Genomic DNA, 21894 nt, shown 5'->3' with positions numbered 1-21894 from the left:
GCCGGGTGAACGGAATGGAGAAAATCATTGTCAAAGGGGCGCGCGCCCACAACTTGAAAAACATTGACGTTGAAATCCCGCGCGGCAAGCTCGTCGTCTTGGCCGGGCTGTCCGGGTCGGGGAAGTCGTCGCTGGCGTTTGATACGATTTACGCGGAAGGTCAGCGACGCTACGTCGAATCGCTGTCGGCGTACGCCCGCCAGTTTTTAGGGCAGATGGAAAAACCGGACGTCGATGCGATTGAAGGCTTGTCGCCGGCCATTTCGATCGATCAAAAAACGACGAGCCGCAACCCGCGCTCAACCGTCGGCACGGTGACAGAAATTTACGATTACTTGCGGCTTCTATTCGCCCGCATCGGCCGCCCCATTTGCCCGACGCACGGCATTGAAATCCAATCGCAGACGATCGAGCAAATGGTCGACCGGCTGCTTGCTTACCCGGAGCGGACGAAAATGCAAATTTTGGCGCCGATCGTCTCGGGAAAAAAAGGGACGCACGCCAAGACATTGGAGGATATTCGCAAACAAGGGTATGTGCGCGTTCGCATTGATGGTGAGATGCGCGAGTTGACGGAGGACATTGAGCTGGAAAGAAACAAAAAACATTCGATTGATGTCGTCGTCGACCGTATCATCATCAAAGACGGCATCGCATCAAGGCTTGCCGATTCGTTGGAGACGGCGCTGAAGCTCGCCGACGGCAAAGTGGTCGTTGACGTGATCGGCGAGGGGGAGCTCTTGTTCAGCGAAAAGCACGCTTGTCCGTACTGCGGCTTTTCGATCGGGGAGCTTGAACCGCGCCTCTTTTCGTTCAACAGTCCGTTCGGCGCCTGCCCGGACTGCGACGGGCTCGGGGTGAAGCTCGAAGTGGATCTCGATTTGGTCATCCCGAACGATGAGCTGACGTTAAAAGAACACGCCATCGCTCCGTGGGAGCCGCAAAGCTCGCAATACTACCCGCAGCTGCTCGAAGCTGTGTGCCGCCACTACGGCATCCCGATGGACGTGCCGGTGAAGGAATTGCCGAAAGAGCAGCTCGCGAAAATTTTGTACGGCAGCGGCGGTGAGCCGATTTATTTCCGCTATACGAACGATTTTGGCCAAGTGCGTGAACAATACATCGCATTTGAAGGCGTCGTTCGCAACATCGAGCGCCGCTACCGGGAGACAAGCTCCGATTACATTCGCGAGCAGATGGAAAAGTATATGGCGGAACAACCGTGTCCGACATGCCAAGGCTACCGGCTGAAAAAAGAAAGCCTGGCCGTCCTTGTCGGCGGCAAGCATATCGGCGAGGTAACCGCCATGTCGGTGACCGAGGCGCTCGCCTTTTTTGACGGGCTCGAGTTGACCGAAAAAGAGGCGCAAATCGCCCGCCTTATTTTGCGTGAAATTCGCGACCGGCTCGGCTTTTTGCAAAACGTCGGCCTCGACTATTTGACGCTCAGCCGTTCAGCCGGCACGCTCTCCGGCGGCGAGGCTCAGCGCATCCGCTTGGCGACGCAAATCGGCTCGCGGCTGACGGGGGTGCTGTACGTCCTCGACGAGCCGTCGATCGGGCTTCATCAGCGCGACAACGATCGCTTGATCGCGACGTTGAAAAGCATGCGCGACCTCGGCAATACGCTCATTGTCGTGGAGCACGACGAGGATACGATGCTAGCCGCGGACTATTTGATTGACATCGGCCCGGGGGCAGGCATTCACGGCGGCGAGGTCGTCGCCGCCGGCACGCCGGAAGAGGTGATGGACAATCCGAACTCGCTCACCGGCCAGTATTTGTCAGGAAAAAAATTCATCCCGATTCCGGCCGAGCGTCGCCGTCCGGACGGACGTTGGCTTGAGGTGGTCGGCGCGCGCGAGCATAACTTGAAAAACGTATCGGTGAACATCCCGCTCGGCACGTTTGTCGCTGTCACCGGGGTGTCGGGCTCGGGCAAAAGCACGCTTGTCAACGAAGTGTTGTATAAGGCGCTGGCGCAAAAGCTCAACCGGGCGAAAGCCAAGCCGGGCGAGCATCGCGACATCCGCGGGCTGGAGCATCTCGACAAAGTGATTGACATCGACCAGTCGCCGATCGGCCGCACGCCACGGTCGAACCCGGCGACGTACACCGGGGTGTTTGACGACATCCGCGACGTGTTTGCCTCAACGAACGAAGCGAAAGTGCGCGGCTACAAAAAAGGGCGGTTCAGCTTCAATGTCAAAGGCGGGCGCTGCGAGGCGTGCCATGGCGATGGGATCATCAAAATTGAGATGCACTTTTTGCCGGACGTGTACGTCCCGTGCGAAGTGTGCCACGGCAAACGGTACAATCGTGAAACGCTTGAGGTGACGTATAAAGGGAAAAACATCGCCGATGTCTTGGACATGACGGTCGAAGATGCGCTCGACTTTTTCGCCTCGATCCCGAAAATCAAACGCAAGCTCGAGACGCTCTATGACGTCGGGCTTGGGTATATGAAGCTCGGTCAGCCGGCGACAACGCTCTCCGGCGGCGAGGCGCAGCGCGTCAAGCTCGCCGCTGAGCTTCACCGCCGCTCCAACGGCCGGACGCTCTACATTTTGGACGAGCCGACGACCGGGCTTCATGTCGATGACATCGCCCGGCTGCTTGACGTGCTCCATCGACTCGTCGACAACGGTGATACCGTGCTTGTCATCGAGCATAATTTGGACGTCATCAAAACCGCGGACTATATTATTGATTTAGGCCCAGAGGGCGGCGACCGCGGCGGGCAAATCGTGGCCGTCGGCACGCCGGAAGAGGTGGCCGAGGTCGAGGCATCGCACACCGGCCGCTACTTAAAACCGATTCTCGAACGCGACCGGGCGCGCATGCAGGCGCAATATGAAGCGGCGAAGGCGTAAAGGCCTTTGCGGCTTTGTCCGCCGCTTGGGACACCGGCGGCCGCCGCCTTTTTTTGCCGTCGGAAGAAAACTTTTACCAGCGGCCGTCGTATATACAGGTAAAGGAAACTTGGAAAGGGGATTGCCGATTGTCGACGAACAAAGTGTTATCCGCGCTTTGTTATTTCAGCGTCTTTTTTGCGCCGTTCATTTTGCCGATTGTCGTCTATTTTGTTGTCGAAGATCTTGAAGTCAAACGCCATGCGAAGCGGTCGCTCGTGTCGCATTTGATTCCGGCCGTTACGATCCTCTTGTTCATTGCGTTGGCCGCGTCGCCGGTGCTGTTCGGCCATTGGGGCGGGGAATCGCTTCTTTTTGGCGGCGGGCTCGTCTGGCTTGGGTTCCTCGTTGCTGGGGCGGTGAATCTTGTTGTCATTGTTTGGAATGTCATAAAAGGGATTCAAGTGTTAAAATAAGAGAAAGCGCCCGTTTGCCGGCGAATGCCGTGGCCCCGTTTCTTTGGGACTGTAACAAGGTGTGGCCGGCGGGCGCGAGACTCGAATAAAGATGGTGATGAAATGCTCAATTGGCTGATCGGTGTGTTGATCAATACGGTGTTGCTCATGGCGATTGACGGCTATTTTGACGATATTCACTTCAGCGGCATCGGCGCGGCGTTTTTGGCGAGCGTGATTTTGGCGGTGCTCAACGCCGTCGTTCGCCCGGTGCTCATCTTGTTGACGCTGCCGGTGACCGTGTTGACGCTCGGTTTGTTTTTGTTTGTCATTAACGCCATCACGCTCATGATGACTGCAGGGCTGATGGGCGATGCGTTTCAAATCGGCGGCTTTGGTACGGCGCTGCTTGCGTCGATCGTCTTGTCGTTTTTCCATTTGCTTGTGCAAAAAGCGGTGATCGAGCCGCTCCACAACCGGTCGTAACGGGGCGTGATCCATTGGAAGGCCGGTGGCGCCATGGTTTTCCGTGATCGTGTGAAAAGATGGCGAATGCGGCAAGGGGTTGCAATGGGAGAAACGATGCGGTGAAGATCGTTTCGGTTTGATGTGTTTGGCTTGATCGGGACGGGGTGAGCCGTCCCTGTTTTGTTTTCCCCGATGTTTTCCATTCAAGGGCGGAACGAAACGTGTTACAATGGAAGAAAGATGAAGAAAGGGGAGAAAGGCGACGTATGCCAAAAGTGCGGACGAAAGACATCATTGAGCAGTTCCAGCTCGAGCTCGTCAGCGGCGCGGAGGGCATTTACCGCCCGATTACGACAAGCGATTTGTCGCGGCCGGGGATTGAAATGGCCGGCTATTTCGCCTATTACCCGGCGGAGCGTCTGCAGTTGCTCGGACGGACGGAGCTGTCGTTTTATGAAACGTTGACGCCGGAAGAAAAAAAGTCGCGGATGGAACGGCTTTGCACGGACATTACGCCAGGGATCATCGTCTCGCGTGGACTTGAGGTGCCGCCGGAGCTGATCGAAGCGTCTGAGCGCCAGTCGGTGCCGGTCATGCGCTCGACGATGAAAACGACCCGCCTGTCAAGCCGATTGACAAACTATTTGGAAAGCAAGCTCGCCCCCACCACCGCGGTGCACGGGGTGTTGGTCGATGTGTACGGCATCGGGGTGTTGATCACGGGCAAAAGCGGCGTCGGCAAAAGCGAAACGGCGCTGGAGCTCGTCAAACGCGGCCATCGGTTGGTCGCCGACGACTGTGTGGAAATCCGCCAAGAAGATGAAGATACGCTCGTCGGCAGCGCGCCCGAGTTGATTGAACATTTGCTCGAAATTCGCGGACTTGGCATCATCAACATGATGACGCTGTTCGGCGCCGGGGCGGTGCGGACGCATAAGCGCATTTCGCTCGTCATCGATTTGGAGTTGTGGGACCCGGACAAACAGTACGACCGGCTTGGGTTGGAAGAAGAGAAAGTGAAAATTTTGGACACGGAATTGCCGAAATTGACGATTCCGGTCCGCCCAGGGCGCAACTTGGCGGTCATCGTCGAAGTGGCGGCGATGAATTTCCGTCTGAAGCGGCTCGGGGTCAACGCTGTTGAGGAGTTTTCAGCGCGATTGAGCGACGCCATCGAAGACGGCGAGCACGATTACGACTGATCGTCGGCGTTTCTTGCGTCAAAGGAATGGATCTCGTTTGGGCATGGGGCATAGGAGGTGGAAACGATGGAATCGACGATTCAGCCGCTCGACCGCGTGTTTTTGCACCTTGGTCCTATTACGATTTATTGGTATGGGGTCATTATCGGCACCGGTGTGTTGATTGGGCTATGGCTCGCGACGCGCGAAGCGGTGCGGCTCGGCTTGCCGAAAGAGACGTTTGTCGATTTAGTGCTGTTTGCCGTGCCGATCGCCATTGTCTGCGCGCGGGCGTATTACGTGTTGTTTGAATGGCACTATTATTCAAAGCATTTGTCAGAGATTCCAAAAGTTTGGCAAGGCGGCCTCGCCATTCACGGCGGTTTGATCGGGGCGGTGGCGACGGGCGTGGTGTTCGCCCGCGCGCGCGGGCTGTCGTTTTGGAAGCTCGCCGATATTGCCGCACCAAGCATCATTTTAGGCCAGGCGATCGGGCGCTGGGGCAATTTTATGAACCAAGAGGCGCATGGCGGCCCTGTGTCGCGCCAGTTTCTTGAAAATTTGCATTTGCCGGATTGGATCATCAACCAAATGTACATTGACGGGCGCTATTGGCATCCGACGTTTTTGTACGAATCGCTTTGGAATTTGGCCGGTTTTTGTCTTTTGCTTTGGCTTCGGCGCGTCAACTTGCGGCGCGGCGAGCTGTTTTTGTCCTATTTGATTTGGTATTCCGTCGGCCGCTTTTGGATTGAAAGGATGCGCACCGACAGCTTGATGCTGGCCGGCAGTCTGCGCGCGGCCCAAGTCGTATCCGTGACGCTGATCGTGTTGTCGATCGTACTGTGGATCGTGCGCCGGGCGAAAGGATGGGCAAAAGCAAGGTATCAAGACGAATAGCCGTCCTTATCCGTTGACGGATGACTAGGGAAAAAGAGGGACGGCGTGTGGTGAAAAGGTCACACGGCGGCATGAAGACAAGCGAAGGAGAGAGGAGATATGGTAGGAACATTGCAGCGCGGCGTCATCGCCGGACTGAAGACGTCATGGGCGCTCGGCAAAATCATTTTTCCAGTGACGCTCATTTTAGCGCTGTTGCAGCCGACCCCTTTATTTTCATGGTTGATCGACCTTGTCACTCCCCTGATGAAGTGGTTCGGCTTATCCGGCGACGCGGCCGTGCCGCTTGTGCTCGGCAATTTGCTTGGATTGTACGCGGCGATCGGGGCGATGCTGACGATCGAGTTGACGGTGAAGGAAGTGTTCATTCTCGCGGTCATGCTTTCCTTTTCTCATAACTTGATCGTCGAGTCTTCCGTCGCTTCGCGGACGGGTATGAGCGTTTGGCTCATGCTCGCCGTGCGCATTGGCTTGGCCGTTGTCTCCAGTTTGTTGATCGCTCATCTATGGGATGGGGGGCAGGAACTCGCTCAATATGGGTTTGTCTCGCCTGAAGCCGCCTCGCCGTCCGGCTGGGGAGAGATCATCTTGGCGGCGCTGAAAAAAGCGGCGACCGGCATCGTCCAGCTGGTTGCGATTGTCATTCCATTGATGACGATCATTCAAGTGTTGAAAGAACGCCATTGGATCGAAGCCGTTTCGCGCTGGATGGCGCCGGTGACGAAGATGCTGGGCATGAGCGCGAACACATCGCTCACGCTCGCCGCCGGGTTTGTGTTCGGCTTGGCGTACGGGGCGGGAGTGATGATTCAGGCGGCGAAAGAAGACGGCGTCTCGAAGCGCGATTTGACGTTGGCGTTTATTTTTCTCGTTTCTTGCCATGCGGTTGTCGAAGATACGCTCATTTTCGTCCCGCTTGGCATCTCTGTTTGGCCGCTGCTTTTCATCCGCTTGGTGACGGCCGTATTGCTGACAATGGCGGTGGCGTTCGTTTGGCGCCGCTTTGAACACCCGATGAGAAAGGAAGCTGCTTCATGACGATTCGCACCATTTTGTTTGATCTTGACGGCACATTGATTGATACGAACGAGCTCATCATCCAGTCGTTTTTGCATACGTTGGAGAAGTACTATCCAGGCCGTTACAAACGTGAGGACGTCCTGCCGTTCATCGGCCCGTCGCTCTATGAAACGTTCGGCTCGCTCGATCCGGAACGGGTCGAGGAGATGGTGAAGACGTACCGCACGTTCAACCACGCTCATCATGACGAACTGATTCGCGAGTTTGACACCGTGTATGAAACGATCGAAACGCTCCACCGCCATGGCTTCCGCCTCGGCGTCGTGACGACGAAAATGCACGACACCGCCCTAATGGGGTTAAGAAAAACGCGGCTGGCGCCGTTTTTCTCGTGCGTCATCGGCCTCGATGACGTCACGCGGCCAAAGCCGGACCCCGAGCCGATTTACAAGGCGCTTGAGGTGCTGCAGTCAACACCGAACGAAGCGCTCATGGTCGGCGACAACTACCACGACATGTTGGCCGGCAAAAACGCCGGCGTCAAAACGGCCGGCGTCGCCTGGGCGATTAAAGGACGCGAGTATTTGGAACAATATGAACCGGACTATATGCTCGAGAAAATGAGCGACTTGTTGGCCATTGTTGGCATCAACGAATGAAAGGGGGATCCGTTCTCCCGGTGAGACGAACGACCAAATACCCTGTCCGAGGGGCGAACTCGCTCTGGCAGTTGTATCGCACCGTATCGTTTTGGAAAGTGCTGAAAAACGTCATCATCATTCAAATCGGGCGCTACACGCCGTTTTTGCCGCTGAAACGCTGGCTGTACCGCACGTTTCTCGGCATGAACATCGGCGAGCAAACCGCGCTCGCCTTTATGGTCATGCCGGATATTCTCTTCCCAGAAAAAATTTACATCGGCCGCAACTGCGTCATCGGCTACAACACGACGATTCTCGCCCACGAATATTTAGTGAACGAATACCGCCTCGGCGATGTCGTGATCGGCGATGAGGTGATGATCGGCGCGAACTCGACCATTTTGCCCGGCGTGGTGATCGGCGACCGCGCCGTCGTCGCCGCCGGCACGGTCGTTCATCAAGACGTCCCGCCCGGGGCGATGGCCGCGGGTTGCCCGATGCGCATTGTCCGCTGGAATGAATCGCCTTCCAATTGAATGGGGGCGGTTTTCCATGTTGGAATAGGAAAAAAGGAAAGAAACGAAAAAGGAGAATTGCGGATTTTGACAAGATGGACTACCGCTATTTTTATTAGAAAGCAGATCACCGCCTATGCCGTGTGGAACGAAACGGACAAGCGCTTCTAGTTTTTTGAAGCGATCTTGTCCGTTTTGTTATTGGCAAAGCGTTTTCCCCTTGACGCTGTGGCCGCAAAGGAGTAAACTACTAATAACTTCACTTCTCTACCATATTAGCAAACTAAAGTATTTCGATAAAGGGCGTGGGGACATGGCAAAAAAGCTGTTCATGTTTGAAAAACCGTTGGGCATGCGCGATACGCTGCCGTTTTTATATGAGTTGAAAAAGCAAGTGCGCTCGGTGATGGCGGAAGAAATTGAGCGCTGGGGGTACGAGTTTATCGAAACGCCGACGCTTGAGTATTATGAAACGGTCGGGGCGGCGTCGGCGATTGCCGATCATCGGCTGTTTAAGCTCCTCGATCAGCAAGGGCATACGCTCGTATTGCGGCCCGATATGACGGCGCCGATCGCCCGGGTGGCGGCGTCGCGGTTGTATGACGACGGCAATCCGCTCCGGTTGGCGTACAACGCCAACGTGTTCCGCGCCCAGCAGCGCGAGGGCGGTCGGCCGGCGGAGTTTGAGCAGATCGGCGTCGAGCTGATCGGCGACGGCACGGTGGCCGCCGACGCCGAAGTCATCAGCTTAATGGTCGCGTTGTTGAAGCGCGTGGGGTTGGGCCGCTTCTCGGTGGCCATCGGCCATATCGGGTATGTCAATGCGCTGTTTTTGGAGATTTTAGGGAATGAGGAGCGGGCGAGTGTATTGCGCCGTTTTTTATATGAGAAAAATTACGTCGGTTACCGCGAACATGTGAAGTCGTGGCCGCTTTCGTCGATCGATCAAAAGCGGCTGTTGGATCTTCTTTCCTTGCGCGGCGGAACGGACGTGATCGAACAGGCGAAAACGCTCGTCACAAGCGAGGAGGGGCGGCGGGCGTCCGACGAGCTGGCGGCGCTCATGGCAGCGCTTCGGACGTATGGGGTGGCCGAGGCGGTGAAGCTCGATATGGCGCTTGTCAGCCATATGAGCTATTACACCGGCATTTTATTTGACGTGTACGCCGAGCAAGTCGGATTCCCGATCGGCAACGGCGGGCGGTATGATGATTTATTGGCGAAGTTTTCCCGCCCGGCGCCGGCGACGGGGTTTGGCTTGCGCGTCGATCGGTTGATTGAGGCGATTGGGGAAACGGATGTGCGCGGCGACATCGAGTGCATCGTCTTTAGCCAAGAGCGGCTGGCGGAAGCGGTGGAGCTCGCCGAGGCGAAACGGGCGGAAGGCAAGCGCGTCGTCTTGCAGCACATTGCCGGCATTCGTGATATTGACGCCTACAGCCAGCGCTACCGGTCGATCGTCTATTTGCTTGGCCGCAGCGGGCAATGAATGCCGCAAAAAGAGGAGAACGTCTCGAACAGGAACGACTGGAACGGCTGTCGATGAGGCGGGAGATGGAACGGCTAAAGCCACGAGGGTGTCCGGCTGCGCTAGTTCGGCGAGAGGGAGAGTTTGGCGGAAAAGCGCCGCGTTTGCACATGACGACGAGCAGGGAGGAAGAGTGATGCTGACGATTGCGATGCCAAAAGGGCGCATTTTTGATGAGGCGGTCGAGCTGCTGCGGCGGGCGGATTATGTGCTGCCGCCGGAATTTGACGAGTCTCGCAAGCTCGTCATTGACGTGCCGGAGGAGCAGATGCGCTTTATTTTGGCGAAACCGATGGATGTCGTCACCTATGTCGAACATGGGGTGGCGGATTTGGGCATAGCGGGAAAAGATGTCTTAATGGAGGAAGAACGGAACGTCTATGAGCTGCTCGATTTGCACATCAGCCGCTGCCATTTGGCGGTCGCCGGGCTGCCCGGTGCCAAGATGAATGAAATCGCGCCAAGGGTGGCGACGAAATATCCAAACATCGCGTCGACGTATTTTCGCGAACAAGGTGAGCAAGTTGAGATCATCCGCCTAAACGGCTCGATCGAGCTCGCCCCGCTGATCGGCCTTGCCGACCGGATCGTCGATATCGTTTCGACCGGACGGACGTTGAAAGAAAACGGACTTGTCGAGCTGGAACGAATCGCCGAGGTGACGTCGCGCCTGATTGTCAACCCGGCGAGCTACCGGCTAAACGGCGGGGACATTGAGCGGTTGGTCGACCGATTGGCGGCGGTGATTCCACAACCATAGAAAAAGATGGAAACGGGCGGTTGTCCGCAGAGAGCTTGATGGAGGCTCGGCGCGGCGTTGGCGGAACGGCGTCCGCGGCGCTGATGGGGGCTTGGTGGAGGAAAACGGATCGATGCCATAGAAAGATCGATGCCATAGAAAGGGGAGCGAACGATGAAAATCGAACGGATCCGAGGTGGCGTGTCGCTAAGGCGGACGATTGAAAGCGGAACGGAGGAGCAGCGGCGTGCGGTGCTCGATATCATCGCCGCTGTGCGCACCCGCGGCGACGAAGCGCTGAAAGAATACACGGAACGGTTTGACGGCGTCCGCTTGGATTCGCTCAAGGTGACGGAAGCGGAAATGAAGCGCGCGCATGCGGCGATGGACGCGGAGATGCTGGAGATCATTCGCCAAGCGGCGGCGAACATTCGCGACTACCATGAGCGGCAAAAGCGCGAATCATGGTGGATGACGAAAGAAGACGGCACCATTCTCGGACAAAAGGTGACGCCGCTCGATGCGGTCGGGTTGTACGTGCCAGGCGGGACGGCCGCTTATCCGTCGTCTGTGCTGATGAACGTTATTCCCGCACAAGTGGCGGGGGTGAAACGGATTGTCATCACCTCGCCGCCAAACAAAGACGGCACGCTCCCGGCTGGGGTGCTGGCCGCCGCCTATGAACTCGGCGTGACGGAAATTTACAAAGTCGGCGGCGCGCAGGCGATCGCCGCGCTTGCTTACGGGACGGAAACGATCCGGCCGGTTGACAAAATTTTCGGGCCGGGCAATATTTATGTGGCATTGGCGAAGCGGGAAGTGTTTGGGCATGTGGCGATCGACATGATCGCCGGGCCGAGCGAAATTGTCGTGCTCGCCGATGAGACGGCGCATGCGGATGAGATTGCGGCCGATTTGTTGTCGCAAGCCGAGCATGACGTGCGGGCGTCGGCCATTTTGGTGACGCCGTCGATGAAATTGGCGCTGGCGGTGGCGAGCGAAGTCGAACGGCAGCTTGAAACGCTGCCGCGCCGCGACATTGCCCAAGCGGCGCTCGAGAACTACGGCGCCATTTACGTCACCGAGACGCTTGAGGAAGCGGTGGATGTCGTGAACGAACTGGCCCCGGAGCATTTGGAAGTGATGACGGCAGAACCGCTCGTGCTTTTCGGCCGGCTCCGCCATGCGGGAGCGATGTTTTTCGGCCGCTTCAGCTCCGAGCCGGTCGGCGACTATTTCGCTGGGCCGAACCACGTGCTGCCAACCAACGGCACGGCCAGATTCTCAAGCGGCTTGAGCGTTGACGAGTTTGTGAAAAAATCAAGCGTGATTGTTTACAGTGAAACCGCATTGAAACAACATGGCGACAAAATCGCCGCCTTTGCCCGCCTCGAGGGGCTGGAGGCGCACGCGCGCGCCATTGAGGTGCGGCTCGAGAAAGGGGAATGAATGATGGCAAGGGAAGCGATGATCGCAAGAACGACGAACGAGACGAGCATTGAGCTGCGTTTGGCGATTGACGGCGAAGGAAAAGCCGAACTGGAAACGGGCGTGCCGTTTTTAACCCATATGCTCGATTTGTTCGCCAAGCACGGCCAGTTCGATTTGCGCATTGACGCGAAAGGCGACACGCATATTGACGACCACCATACGACGGAAGACATCGGCATTTGCCTCGGGCAGGCGATCAAGGAAGCGCTTGGCGACAAAAAAGGAATCAAGCGGTACGGCAACGCGTTTGTGCCGATGGATGACGCCTTGGCGCAAGTTGTGATCGACTTGAGCAATCGCCCGCATTTTGAGTTTCGCGGCGAGTTTCCGGCAGCGAAAGTCGGCGCGTTTGATGTCGAGCTCGTGCATGAGTTTTTATGGAAACTGGCGCTTGAAGCGCGGATGAACTTGCATGTCATCGTCCATTACGGGCGCAATACGCACCATATGGTCGAAGCGGTGTTTAAGGCGCTCGGGCGGGCGCTCGATGAAGCAACGATGATCGACCCGCGCGTCAAAGGCGTTCCGTCGACAAAAGGGATGCTGTAGCCGATGGAGTGGGGCGCCCCCCGTGGGGAAAGAGTTCCGCAGGCGCAGGAAAGGCGGTCGGATCGAGGTAGCGCTTCCTGCGGGAAAAGCTCCATGGATGCAGGAAAGGCGACCGGATGCCAAGGAGAGGTTTGCACATGGAAGGAGCGCCGTAAAAAAGCATGCCGCCATACCGTTGTTCATTGAACAAGGGGATGGGCATGGATCAGGGAAGAAAGGAATGGGATGACGATGATCGGGATCATCGATTATGGCATGGGCAACTTATACAGCGTCCGCAAAGCGCTCGAGCGGCTCGGCTGCCCGTATATCGTGAGCGGCGACAACAAGGAGTTGGCACGGGCGCGCGGGCTCCTTTTGCCTGGGGTTGGCTCGTTTCGCGATGCGATGCACATTTTGCGTGGAACCGGGTTGGCCGATTTCATCCGTGCGGCGGCTGAAAACGGCACGCCGCTGCTTGGCATTTGTTTAGGGATGCAGCTGTTGTTTGACGAAAGCGAGGAAAACGGGCCGACCAAAGGGCTTGGGCTTTTGCGCGGCCGCGTCGTCCGCTTTCCGGGTGTGACGAAAACGAGTGAACGGTATAAAGTGCCGCATATGGGCTGGAACCGGCTCCGTTTCCATCGCCCGTCGCCGCTTCTTCATGGCGTCGAGGAAGGGCATGTGTATTTTGTCCATTCGTATTACGTCGTCCCGGGCGATGAGGACGTCGTGCTCGCGAGCAGCGAGTATGACGTGAACGTTCCGGCGGTTGTCGGGTGCGGCAACGTCTGGGGCACGCAGTTTCATCCCGAAAAAAGCGGGGCGGTCGGCATGCGTATCTTGAACAATTATGTCGGCATCGTCACGGGAAGGGGGAATCGCTGATGGCGGCGTTTACGGTGTATCCGGCGATCGATATGCGCGGCGGAAAATGCGTCCGCCTGCTGCAAGGCGATTACAGCAAAGAAACGGTGTACGGCGATTCGCCGGTCGCGATGGCCGAGCAATTCGCGGCCCAAGGGGCGGAGTGGATTCATATGGTCGATTTGGACGGAGCGAAAGAAGGGCGGCGCGTCAACGACCGGTTTGTCATTGAAGCGGCCCGCCTGGGCGTCAACGTGCAAGTCGGCGGCGGCATCCGGACGGAAGAGGATATCGTGCATTATTTAGAAAATGGGGTCGCCCGCGTCATTTTAGGAAGCGCGGCCATTGCCGATCCGCCGTTTGTGAAAAGGATGCTCCAAACATACGGCCGCCGCATCGTGATTGGCATTGACGCCCGCGACGGCTTCGTGGCGACGGAAGGGTGGCTGGCGACGTCCAACGTGAAAGCGGAAGAACTCGGGCGGATGCTCGCCGAGGCGGGGGCGGAGACGTTTATCTTTACGGACATTGCAACGGACGGCACGCTGTCGGGCCCGAACATCGCCGCCGCGGTCCGGTTGGCCGAGGCGACGGGAAAAGAAGTGATTGCTTCTGGCGGCGTCAGCTCGCTTGACGATTTGCGCGCGCTCTGCCAATATGCTGGACAAGGCATCGGTGGGGCGATCGTCGGCAAGGCGCTTTATACGAATCAGTTTACGCTAGCAGAAGCGTTAAAGGCGGTGAGCGAGCGATGATCACGAAACGCATCATCCCGTGCCTTGATGTGAAAGACGGCCGCGTCGTCAAAGGAGTGCAGTTTGTCCAGCTGCGCGATGCCGGCGACCCGGTGGAGCTGGCGAAGGCGTACGATGAGCAAGGGGCGGACGAGCTCGTCTTTTTGGACATCTCCGCTTCCCATGAAGGCCGGAAAACGATGGTCGATGTCGTCGAGCGCGTCGCTGCCGAGCTCGTCATTCCGTTTACGGTCGGCGGGGGGATTCATTCGCTTGACGATATGAAGCGGATGCTGCGCGCCGGGGCCGACAAAGTATCGCTCAACACCGCCGCGGTGCTCCATCCGGCCTTGATCGCGGAAGGGGCGGACTTTTTCGGCTCGCAATGCATCGTCGTTGCCATTGACGCGAAATACGATGAAACGCTTGGTTCATGGCGCGTCTATACGCACGGCGGCCGCAACGCGACCGAATGGGAAGTGGTCGCGTGGGCGCAGGAAGCGGTCCGTCTTGGCGCCGGGGAGATTTTGCTGACGAGCATGGATGCCGATGGCGGCAAAAACGGTTTTGATATTGCCTTGACGCGGCGGGTGAGCGAAGCGGTCAGCGTTCCGGTCATTGCGTCCGGCGGCGCCGGCAAGGCCGAGCATTTCCTCGAAGCGTTCGAAAAAGGGAAAGCGGACGCGGCGCTGGCGGCATCGATTTTCCATTACAAAGAAACGTCGGTCGGACAAGTGAAAGCGTACTTGAAAGAAAGAGGGGTGAACGTGCGATGACGGCAGACATTCGCTTTGATGAAAAAGGGCTGGTGCCCGCGATCGTCCAAGATGCGCAAAGCAAGGAAGTGCTCACGCTCGCCTATATGAACAAAGAGTCGCTCGAAAAAACGATCGAGACCGGAGAAACATGGTTTTACAGCCGCTCGCGCCAAGAGTTGTGGCATAAAGGGGCGACATCTGGAAACGTGCAGCGCGTTGTCGACATCCGCTACGACTGCGACGCCGATGCGCTGCTCGTGCTCATCGAGCCGGCGGGTCCGGCGTGCCATACGGGCGCGTATTCGTGCTTTTCCCGCTCGCTGGACGGCGCGGCGCGCGCGCCGCAGGCCGACCGGTTCGCCATTTTGAACGAACTCGAACAGATCATCGCCAAGCGCGACGCCGAACGGCCAGAAGAGTCGTACACGACGTATTTGTTTGAAAAAGGTGTCGATAAGATTTTGAAAAAAGTCGGCGAAGAAGCGGCCGAAGTGATTATTGCGGCGAAAAACCGGAGTCATGACGAGCTGAAATGGGAAGCGGCTGATTTGTTGTACCATTTGCTTGTGCTGTTGCGGGAACAAAAGCTGCCGCTTGACGCCGTGCTGGCAACGCTTGCCGAGCGGCACGCACAAAAAACGGAAGCAACGGAACAAACCTAATCGTAAGCCGATGGTTAGCGAAGGCTTGTTCACGGGGACGATTGGAAACGGAGGAATAGGAAAACGGGATGCCCGCCACTCAGACTGCCGGGCTCATGGCTCGCGTGAGCGAACCGCGGAGGCAGCCGGAGAGCGGGGCATCCTTTTTTGACGTCTCCGCCGTTTGGCGGACGGCAATGGCGCTGCTACCATGTTTTTGAGCTGAGTTTTGTTGTTTGTTTCAGCGTCCAATATGATATACTGTTGTTCGACGAATTTTACGGACAACGGAGGACAGAATGGGAAAACAACTGAAGCAGTCATCACGAAAAGCGACGATTGTGCCTTTTCTCCAGAACGGAGAGTATTTTTTCAAAAAAGGAATGAAAGCATACGATCGGGGCGATTTGCATAAGGCGAGGAAGTATTTCGAGCGCGCCGTCCGTTTGGATGAGCGCGATGCGTCGTTTGCCCTGCAGCTGGCGCTAGTATTGTCCGAACTTGGTGAATACCAGTTTTCAAACCAATGGCTGTTCAAAATTATTCATGATCTCGATGAAACGATGGACGACTGTTTGTATTTTTTGGCGAACAATTTCGCCTGCCTCGGCTTGTTCCGCGAGGCTCGGCAATATGCTGAACAGTACTTGGCGAATGAGCCGGACGGGGAGTTTGCCGACGATGCCGCCGACTTGCTTGAGCTGCTTCGGCTCGATGGCTCAGAATGGACGGAAGAAGAGGAGCAACTGATGGTGATGGAGGATCGGGCCCGCCGTTTGCTTGAGGAGGAGCGGTTTGCGGAAGCGATTGAGGCGCTCGAGGCGATTGTCGCCCGCTATCCGGACATGTGGGCGGCGCACAACAACCTGGCGCTTGCTTATTTTTACCGCGGCGATGTCGACAAAGCGAAACAGAAAGTGCGTGAAGTGCTCAAACGCGATCCCGGCAATTTGCATGCGCTTTGCAATGCGCTCGTTTTCGCGTATTACTTGCATGATCAGGAGCAAGTCTCTTCCCTTTGCCGGACGCTCGCCGGGCTTTATCCGTTTTTCCATGAGCATCAATACAAGCTCGGGGCGACGTTCGCGCTTGTCGGGCGGTTCGATTTGGCGTTCCGCTGGCTGCACCGCCTGTACAAAAGCGGCTTTCGCGGCGACGGGCCGTTTTACTACTGGCTCGCCTGCACCGCCTACCATACGGGGCATGAATCGCTCGCTCGGAACATGTGGGAAGAGTTTCTCGTGTTTCATCCGGAAAAGCGCGGCGAGGAGCCGTGGGCTGTTCCGTCGTTCGACGAAGCGTTTGCCCGCATCATCCGCTGGATTGAGCAGGAAGGATTGGCTGACCAGTTGTACGGCTTATATTTGTTCAGCCGCTCGAAGCAAGCGGAGGAAACGGCCATGTCGCTGGCGGTCTGCCGCTTGTTGCCGGCCGACCCGCGCTTGCGTCCATTCATCGACTCGTTTTTATTTGGCTTGACCGACGGCTCGTCCGCCCGGGCGGGGAACGTCGGCCGTATGGTCGATGCGCTTTCGGCAAATAATGAAGAAAAGGAAGCACTCTGCCGCTTTGCGTTTGCGATTGCCGTCCATCCGCTGGCCGATGGCGAACGGTTTGCGAACGGAGCGGCGTGGGCGGCGGCGATTGAATACATGTGGCGCCGTCAGCAAGGAGAGCGTGTGACGCAAAGAGAGATGGCGGCCAAATACGGCGTTTCGGCGTCGACGGTGCAAAAATACGTGCAAAAAGCGCGCCGGCTCTATACATGAGCAAATCAATAGACAGGGCGAATCGACTTTTATACGATGAAAATGGAATGATTCTCAAGCGAGGGAGTGGACGGTGTGGCAGACGAAAAAATTTACGATGTCATTATTGCCGGAGCCGGGCCGGCTGGGCTGACGGCGGCTGTCTATACATCGCGCGCCAATTTGTCGACGCTGATGATCGAGCGCGGCGTCCCGGGCGGGCAGATGGTCAACACTGAGGAAGTCGAGAACTATCCTGGCTTTGAAACGATTTTAGGCCCGGAATTGGCGACGAAAATGTTTGAGCATGCGAAAAAATTCGGCGCGGAGTACGCATACGGCGATGTGAAAGAAATCATCGATGGCGAGGCGTACAAAACGGTCATCGTCGGCGACAAAGAGTACAAGGCCCGCGCGGTCATCATCGCCACCGGAGCGGAATATAAAAAACTCGGCGTACCGGGTGAAGCGGAGCTCGGCGGCCGCGGCGTTTCGTACTGTGCGGTGTGCGACGGGGCGTTTTTCAAAGGGAAAGATTTGGTCGTCGTGGGCGGGGGCGACTCAGCGGTCGAAGAGGGCGTCTATTTGACGCGGTTTGCCAATAAAGTGACGATCGTTCACCGCCGCGACAAGCTGCGGGCGCAAAAAATTTTGCAAGACCGGGCGTTCGCCAATGAAAAAATTGATTTCATCTGGAACCATACGGTGAAACAAATCAACGAAAAGGACGGAAAAGTCGGCAGCGTGACGCTTGTGCATACGCAAACGGGCGAGGAGCGCGAATTTCCGTGCGACGGCGTTTTCATTTACATCGGGATGGTGCCGCTCTCGAAGCCGTTTGCCAATCTTGGCATCACGAATGAAAACGGCTATATCGTCACGAACGAAAAGATGGAGACGAAAGTGCCGGGCATTTTCGCCGCCGGTGATGTGCGGGAAAAAACGCTCCGGCAAATCGTGACGGCTACCGGCGACGGCAGCATCGCCGCGCAAAGCGCCCAGCATTACGTTGAGGAACTGAAAGAAAAGCTCCATAAGCAAGGGGTCAGCTGATCCGGTAACCAAATCGCAATCAAATCGTAATGGTTATTTAACCCAGATGTAACACGGGCGCAACACATTTGTCGTATGCTATAAGTAAGTAATTGACCCCCTTTTATATAGCTCCTTTTTGGCGCGGGCGTTTGTCCGCGTCTCTTTTTTTGCCGGGCGCTTGCATCCTGCCGTTTCGCTTGAAAGGGTGGGGATGGCGTCTTTCGGCTGGAAGCGGAATGTTGGGCCCCGAGGTTTTTGCAGACGGGAAGCGGACGGTTTCCAGCGGTTTGAAGGTGGAGCGGCCTAACTATTTATGGTAAAATAAAGATGATTATGTGCATGTTTGCGGATGGTTGGGGTGAACGAATTGCAACGGGTGACAAACTGCGTATTATATAAAGACGGCCAAGTGCTGCTGTTGCAAAAGCCGAGGCGCGGCTGGTGGGTCGCTCCGGGCGGGAAAATGGAGCCCGGCGAGACGGTGCGCGAAGCATGCATTCGTGAATACCGGGAAGAGACGGGCATTTATTTGAAAAATCCAGAGCTGAAAGGCGTCTTTACGATCGTGATGAAAAACGGGAATGAAACGGTGTCGGAGTGGATGATGTTTACGTTTTTCGCCGACGACTTCATCGGCGAAAACGTGCCGTCTTCCGAAGAAGGGACGCTCGCTTGGCATAAGGTTGAAGCGCTGTCCACGTTGCCGATGGCCCCAGGAGACTACCATATTTTAGAATACGCTGTCAAAGGCGAAGGGGTCATGTACGGAACGTTTGTATATACGGAGGAGTTTGAGCTGCTTTCATATCGTCTTGATCCAAGTTAGCGGAAGGGGAGCAGAAAAATGGGGAAACACGGGGCGCAGCAACCGATTCAACTCGTCATCATCACCGGCATGTCCGGGGCAGGCAAAACGGTGGCGATCCAAAGCTTTGAAGACCTCGGCTTTTTTTGTGTCGACAACTTGCCGCCGACGCTGTTGCCGAAGTTTTTGGAGCTTGTGAAAGAGTCCGGGAATAAAATGAATAAAGTCGCGCTCGTCATGGATTTGCGCAGCCGCGACTTTTTCGACCACTTGTTTGCCGCGCTCGATGAGTTGGCCGGGCAGGCGTGGATTATGCCGCAAATTTTGTTTTTGGATGCGCAAGACTCGACGCTTGTGGCCCGCTATAAAGAAACGCGGCGGACGCATCCGCTCGCGCCGAATGAGCCGCCGCTTGAAGGCATCCGCCTGGAGCGGAAACTGCTTGAGGAACTCAAAGGGCGGGCGCAAATCGTTTATGACACGACTGGGCTCAAGCCGCGCGAACTGCGGGAGAAAATCGTCCGCCAGTTTTCATCGCACGCCCAGTCCGGCTTTATGGTCAACGTTATGTCGTTTGGATTTAAATACGGCATCCCGATTGACGCTGACTTGGTGTTTGATGTCCGCTTTTTGCCGAACCCGCACTACATTGAGCATATGCGGCCGAAAACCGGGCTCGATGAGGAAGTGGCGTCATATGTGCTCAAATGGGGAGAAACGCAAAAGTTTTTGGAAAAGCTGATTGATTTGCTGGCGTTTATGCTGCCGTATTACCAGCGCGAAGGAAAAAGCCAGCTGGTGATCGCCATCGGCTGCACGGGCGGTCAGCATCGTTCCGTGGCGCTCGCTGAGCATATCGCCCGCCATTTTTCCGCCAATTATAAAACGGTTGTCTCGCACCGGGACATGGAGAGGAGAAAGGAAGCGCATCGATGAGAGACAAACGAGCAGCGAAGATCGTCGTCATCGGCGGCGGCACTGGGCTTCCCGTCCTGCTTCGGGGTCTGAAACAGCACGATCTTGACTTGACGGCTATCGTCACCGTCGCCGATGACGGGGGGAGTTCCGGGCGGCTCCGGGACGAACTGCACATCCCGCCGCCTGGGGATGTGCGCAACGTGCTCGCCGCGCTGTCTGATGTCGAACCGCTTATTGTTGAGCTGTTTCAACACCGTTTTCAAAACGGCAACGGCTTATCGGGACACTCGCTCGGCAATTTGATTTTGGCGGCGCTTACATCGATCACCGGCGATTTTGTGAAGGCGATCCGCGAAATGAGCAAAGTGTTGAACGTACGCGGCCAAGTGTTGCCGGCGGCGAACAAAAGCGTCGTGTTGCACGCGGAAATGGAAGATGGTACCGTTATTTCGGGCGAGTCGAAAATTCCTGGCGCGGGGAAAAAAATTAAGAGGGTGTTTTTAACCCCGGAAGATATTGAACCGTTGCCGGAGACGACCGCCGCCATCCGCGGCGCCGACTTGATTGTCATCGGCCCGGGGAGTCTGTACACAAGCATTTTGCCGAACTTGCTCGTGCCGAAAATCGGACAGGAAGTGTGCAAGGCGAAGGCGAAAAAAGTCTATATATGCAACATTATGACCCAGGCCGGCGAGACGCCGCACTATACGGTGAGCGACCATGTGAAGGCGCTTCATGACCATCTTGGCGTCCCGTTTTTGGATGCCGTCATCGTCAACAGCGGGGCGATTCCGGAATCCATCCGCCGCCGGTATGAAGAGGAGCGGGCCGAGCCGGTGCATGATGACAGCGGCACGCTCGGCGTGCAGGTGATCCGTGACGATATTGTTACGTACGATGATGGGGTCATTCGCCATAATACAGGGAAAGTCGCCGCCCTCCTTCTCGGGCTGCTTCCCCGCTGCTAGACGGCGGGCGCTGTGTGCCTGATCCGCATACGCATAGGCCAAGGAGACGGGGCGCGAGGGGCGGCGGCCGCATGGCCGCGCCGAGAGTTGGGCACCTCCAACCGGCCGGTACGGGAGCGAATGGAGGTGGAACGATCATGTCTTTTGCGTCCGAAACGAAGAAGGAGCTGACGAATTTAGAGGTCAAGCGCTGCTGCTTGCGGGCCGAGCTGTCGGCGCTGTTGCGCATGAACGGCTCACTGTCGTTTTCCGGCGGGCGGATGGCGGTCGATGTCCAAACGGAAAATGCGGCGATCGCCCGGCGCATTTATACGCTGTTGAAAAAAGGGTATGACGTCGCGGTTGAGCTGTTTGTCCGCAAAAAAATGCGTTTAAAGAAAAATAACGTGTATATCGTCCGCATTACCGACGGCGCCGCCCCGCTGCTCCGTGATCTTTGCATTTGGAACGGCGATTTTTCGTTCATTCATGACATCGATCCGGAACTTGTCAAGAAAAAGTGCTGCAAGCGCTCGTATTTGCGCGGTGCGTTTTTGGCCGGCGGCTCGGTCAACAATCCGGAGACGTCCTCGTATCACTTGGAGATTTTTTCTTTGTACGAGGATCATAACCGCTCTTTATGTGAACTGATGAACAGCCACTTTTTTTTAAATGCGAAAATGTTGGAACGGAAAAAGGGGTTTATTACGTATTTAAAAGAGGCAGAGAAAATTGCCGAGTTTTTGAACATCATCGGCGCTCACCAGGCGCTGCTCCGCTTTGAAGACATCCGCATCGTCCGCGATATGCGCAACTCGGTCAACCGGCTTGTCAATTGCGAGACAGCCAATTTGAACAAAACGATCGGCGCTGCGCTTCGCCAGGTGGAAAACATCCGCTACATCGACGAGACGATCGGCCTCGACGCCTTGCCAGCGAAGCTGCGGGAAATCGCGAAGCTTCGCATCGAGCATCAAGACGTGACGCTGAAAGAGCTTGGCGAGATGGTCGCCGGCGGCAAAATCAGCAAATCCGGCATCAACCACCGGCTGCGCAAAATTGATGAGATCGCGGAGCGGCTGCGGGCTGGAAAGCCGGTCGATTTCCATAAATCGCTGTAAAG

22 protein-coding genes are annotated in these 21894 nt (G+C 56.6%); all 22 read left to right on the top strand.

Annotated features, from left to right (window positions below; genetic code table 11):
- Positions 1 to 14: 14 nt before the first annotated feature.
- The 22 genes from uvrA (at position 15) to whiA (ending at position 21892) form a co-directional block, all read left to right on the top strand.
- Positions 15 to 2873, top strand: coding sequence for an excinuclease ABC subunit UvrA (uvrA, locus tag AP057_RS14865; RefSeq protein ID WP_055359131.1), 2859 nt, complete (start codon positions 15 to 17; stop codon positions 2871 to 2873).
- Positions 2874 to 3001: 128 nt separating this feature from the next.
- Positions 3002 to 3328 carry a DUF4870 domain-containing protein gene (locus AP057_RS14860; RefSeq protein WP_049626245.1) on the top strand — a complete coding sequence of 109 codons (327 nt, stop codon included), beginning with the start codon at positions 3002 to 3004 and terminating at the stop codon, positions 3326 to 3328.
- 102 nt (positions 3329 to 3430) lie between these two features.
- A complete protein-coding gene (locus tag AP057_RS14855) occupies positions 3431 to 3793 on the top strand; it encodes a phage holin family protein (RefSeq protein WP_033015030.1) in 363 nt (120 codons plus the stop codon).
- A 248-nt stretch (positions 3794 to 4041) separates the two neighbouring features.
- Positions 4042 to 4977 carry an HPr(Ser) kinase/phosphatase gene (hprK, locus tag AP057_RS14850; protein WP_055359102.1) on the top strand — a complete coding sequence of 312 codons (936 nt, stop codon included), beginning with the start codon at positions 4042 to 4044 and terminating at the stop codon, positions 4975 to 4977.
- A 66-nt stretch (positions 4978 to 5043) separates the two neighbouring features.
- Positions 5044 to 5856: a prolipoprotein diacylglyceryl transferase gene (gene lgt / locus AP057_RS14845; RefSeq protein WP_055359101.1), complete on the top strand. Its 813-nt coding sequence runs from the start codon at positions 5044 to 5046 to the stop codon at positions 5854 to 5856.
- 99 nt (positions 5857 to 5955) lie between these two features.
- The gene (locus tag AP057_RS14840; RefSeq protein ID WP_055359100.1) at positions 5956 to 6894 is read left to right on the top strand and encodes a nucleoside recognition domain-containing protein; all 939 of its coding nucleotides are present in this window, start codon (positions 5956 to 5958) and stop codon (positions 6892 to 6894) included.
- Positions 6891 to 7535, top strand: a complete 645-nt coding sequence (gene ppaX, locus AP057_RS14835; protein ID WP_055359099.1) for a pyrophosphatase PpaX — start codon at positions 6891 to 6893, stop codon at positions 7533 to 7535. Before AP057_RS14840 ends, ppaX begins: the two co-directional genes overlap by 4 nt.
- Before the next feature lie 20 nt (positions 7536 to 7555).
- Positions 7556 to 8053: a DapH/DapD/GlmU-related protein gene (locus AP057_RS14830; protein WP_055359130.1), complete on the top strand. Its 498-nt coding sequence runs from the start codon at positions 7556 to 7558 to the stop codon at positions 8051 to 8053.
- A 292-nt stretch (positions 8054 to 8345) separates the two neighbouring features.
- The gene (locus AP057_RS14825; RefSeq protein ID WP_055359098.1) at positions 8346 to 9521 is read left to right on the top strand and encodes an ATP phosphoribosyltransferase regulatory subunit; all 1176 of its coding nucleotides are present in this window, start codon (positions 8346 to 8348) and stop codon (positions 9519 to 9521) included.
- Positions 9522 to 9696: 175 nt separating this feature from the next.
- Positions 9697 to 10320, top strand: coding sequence for an ATP phosphoribosyltransferase (hisG, locus tag AP057_RS14820; RefSeq protein ID WP_033012052.1), 624 nt, complete (start codon positions 9697 to 9699; stop codon positions 10318 to 10320).
- Positions 10321 to 10473: 153 nt separating this feature from the next.
- Positions 10474 to 11748, top strand: a complete 1275-nt coding sequence (gene hisD / locus AP057_RS14815; protein WP_049626234.1) for a histidinol dehydrogenase — start codon at positions 10474 to 10476, stop codon at positions 11746 to 11748.
- Between the two features lie 3 nt (positions 11749 to 11751).
- A complete protein-coding gene (gene hisB, locus AP057_RS14810; protein WP_033015142.1) occupies positions 11752 to 12339 on the top strand; it encodes an imidazoleglycerol-phosphate dehydratase HisB in 588 nt (195 codons plus the stop codon).
- 225 nt (positions 12340 to 12564) lie between these two features.
- The gene (hisH, locus tag AP057_RS14800) at positions 12565 to 13206 is read left to right on the top strand and encodes an imidazole glycerol phosphate synthase subunit HisH (RefSeq protein ID WP_055359097.1); all 642 of its coding nucleotides are present in this window, start codon (positions 12565 to 12567) and stop codon (positions 13204 to 13206) included.
- A complete protein-coding gene (hisA, locus tag AP057_RS14795; RefSeq protein WP_055359096.1) occupies positions 13206 to 13940 on the top strand; it encodes a 1-(5-phosphoribosyl)-5-[(5-phosphoribosylamino)methylideneamino]imidazole-4-carboxamide isomerase in 735 nt (244 codons plus the stop codon). The genes hisH and hisA overlap by 1 nt, the downstream gene beginning before the upstream one ends.
- On the top strand, positions 13937 to 14695 hold the full coding sequence (hisF, locus tag AP057_RS14790; RefSeq protein WP_055359095.1) for an imidazole glycerol phosphate synthase subunit HisF: 759 nt from the start codon (positions 13937 to 13939) through the stop codon (positions 14693 to 14695). Before hisA ends, hisF begins: the two co-directional genes overlap by 4 nt.
- The gene (gene hisIE, locus AP057_RS14785; RefSeq protein WP_055359094.1) at positions 14692 to 15339 is read left to right on the top strand and encodes a bifunctional phosphoribosyl-AMP cyclohydrolase/phosphoribosyl-ATP diphosphatase HisIE; all 648 of its coding nucleotides are present in this window, start codon (positions 14692 to 14694) and stop codon (positions 15337 to 15339) included. The genes hisF and hisIE overlap by 4 nt, the downstream gene beginning before the upstream one ends.
- Before the next feature lie 278 nt (positions 15340 to 15617).
- Positions 15618 to 17087, top strand: a complete 1470-nt coding sequence (locus tag AP057_RS14780; protein WP_055359093.1) for a tetratricopeptide repeat protein — start codon at positions 15618 to 15620, stop codon at positions 17085 to 17087.
- Positions 17088 to 17162: 75 nt separating this feature from the next.
- Positions 17163 to 18119 (top strand): thioredoxin-disulfide reductase, encoded by a 957-nt coding sequence (trxB, locus tag AP057_RS14775; RefSeq protein WP_013146376.1) that lies wholly within the window; start codon positions 17163 to 17165, stop codon positions 18117 to 18119.
- Positions 18120 to 18450: 331 nt separating this feature from the next.
- Positions 18451 to 18927, top strand: a complete 477-nt coding sequence (locus tag AP057_RS14770) for an 8-oxo-dGTP diphosphatase (RefSeq protein WP_055359092.1) — start codon at positions 18451 to 18453, stop codon at positions 18925 to 18927.
- Positions 18928 to 18945: 18 nt separating this feature from the next.
- On the top strand, positions 18946 to 19842 hold the full coding sequence (gene rapZ, locus AP057_RS14765; RefSeq protein ID WP_033015060.1) for an RNase adapter RapZ: 897 nt from the start codon (positions 18946 to 18948) through the stop codon (positions 19840 to 19842).
- Positions 19839 to 20792 carry a YvcK family protein gene (gene yvcK / locus AP057_RS14760; protein ID WP_055359091.1) on the top strand — a complete coding sequence of 318 codons (954 nt, stop codon included), beginning with the start codon at positions 19839 to 19841 and terminating at the stop codon, positions 20790 to 20792. Before rapZ ends, yvcK begins: the two co-directional genes overlap by 4 nt.
- A 137-nt stretch (positions 20793 to 20929) precedes the next feature.
- Positions 20930 to 21892 carry a DNA-binding protein WhiA gene (gene whiA, locus AP057_RS14755; RefSeq protein ID WP_055359090.1) on the top strand — a complete coding sequence of 321 codons (963 nt, stop codon included), beginning with the start codon at positions 20930 to 20932 and terminating at the stop codon, positions 21890 to 21892.
- Positions 21893 to 21894 lie beyond the last annotated feature (2 nt).

The sequence above is a fragment of the Geobacillus sp. Sah69 genome (assembly GCF_001414205.1).
GTDB classification, from domain to species: Bacteria; Bacillota; Bacilli; order Bacillales; family Anoxybacillaceae; genus Geobacillus; species Geobacillus stearothermophilus.
Note: the sequence above shows the minus strand (reverse complement) of the source record. Positions and strands in the feature narration are given on the sequence as shown.